Origin of the sequence: Hydrogenimonas thermophila (assembly GCF_900115615.1) — a bacterium.
GTDB lineage: Bacteria > Campylobacterota > Campylobacteria > Campylobacterales > Hydrogenimonadaceae > Hydrogenimonas > Hydrogenimonas thermophila.
Map to the genome: position 1 here is coordinate 1 of NZ_FOXB01000090.1, position 1370 is coordinate 1370.

Below are 1370 nucleotides of genomic sequence, written 5' to 3' on the forward strand. Positions count from 1 at the left end.
CCTGCCAATATTGATATATCTCTCCTCATCTTCAAATGGTGTCAAAATCTCAACCATTCTTTCATCTTTCCATAGTTCTTTTATCTCTTCAAAATCTATGCCATGCTTTTTCTTGTTTGAGAGACTTTTATTTATATCATATTCAAATTTCATATAAAAATTATATTGAATATATATTTAAATCATCTTAAATATATACTTTAATCAGCAATTATTGCTAAAAATCCTTGTTTTAAAAAATATAGGTAACCAATTTATCGAATGTGAGTGTCAGATGCAACCAATTTATCGAATGTGAGTAGATAATTTTCAAAAATTTGCAATTTTTTAGCAATATTTTGCAATTTTTTAGTAAAAAAGTAGCGGAATATAATTTAAAAAGATAGAATATTGAAAAAACATTCGTGGATAGTGGTTGCAGAGGGAATTTAAGGGGCGTTAAAGACGTGTTATTCGTGGATAGTGGTTGCAATCTTTTTAAAATTTCTATTTTTTAGAAATGGCACTTCCCCAATAGGGGAAAGTCCATTTAAACATAAACAAAACTAGCAACGATTAAAGTTTATCAAATACCTCATCAAGATGTTTTTCAACCCAATCAAGATCATCTTTTCCAATTACATTTTTCCATCCAAATTTGCCAGATAGAAGATAGTCATAATCTACAAAAACCTTTTTGCCGGTTTTCATATTTGTAAGTGTAAATCGATCAGCCGCCTCTCCTGGTCTTTTGCTAAAGAGTAGCACTGCTACGCCAAGAGCTGCGGATGCTGTACCTGCACCGCTATGTCCTATACTGTTTAGCGAGTTTCCTAAATCGACATATCCTATGGCACTTGAGAGGGTAGAAAATTGGGCTATATCTTTTTGCTCAACAGAGCTTTTTAACCATTTTTTGACAAACTCTTTATCTTCCTCGGGTATTCCAGCATATTTTTTAGGATAAAGATATCCTTTGGTTTTGAGTATTTCATACTGTGCACCATCAGTAACTATCCTATGCCAAGAATGTTCAAAATATCGTGAGTTTTTACGATACAAAATTCCATACTGATGAAACATTCTCATCCCTTCATCAGGATTCTTTTTGAGATATTCAGCAATCATTGAAAAGTATGGCGGAACTTTTTCACTATATGCAACAGCCATGAAATCTTTATAGAGAGGTTTTTCTTTTAAAGGAACCTCTTTTCTTTGTCTGTATAGTATAGAAATTCTATCATGTGAGGTATCAGTAGTAGTGTGAAATCCGCATGCCAAAACCTCAACATCCAAACGATAATCCGCTTCATTAGGATCAGATACTATCTGAAACCCTTTATCTCTCAATACAACCAAAGCTTCAGGCGTAAAGTCGCACTGCATAATTT

2 protein-coding genes are annotated in these 1370 nt (G+C 32.9%); both read right to left on the reverse strand.

The genetic code is table 11. From position 1 onward, the window contains the following. The coding region (locus BM227_RS12580; RefSeq protein ID WP_143089757.1) for a BrnT family toxin at positions 1 to 153 on the reverse strand (153 nt) is incomplete at its 3' end. A gap of 402 nt (positions 154 to 555) precedes the next feature. Next, positions 556 to 1370, reverse strand: an 815-nt coding sequence (locus BM227_RS12885; RefSeq protein WP_177202067.1) for a hypothetical protein, incomplete at its 5' end; no start/stop codon positions are given.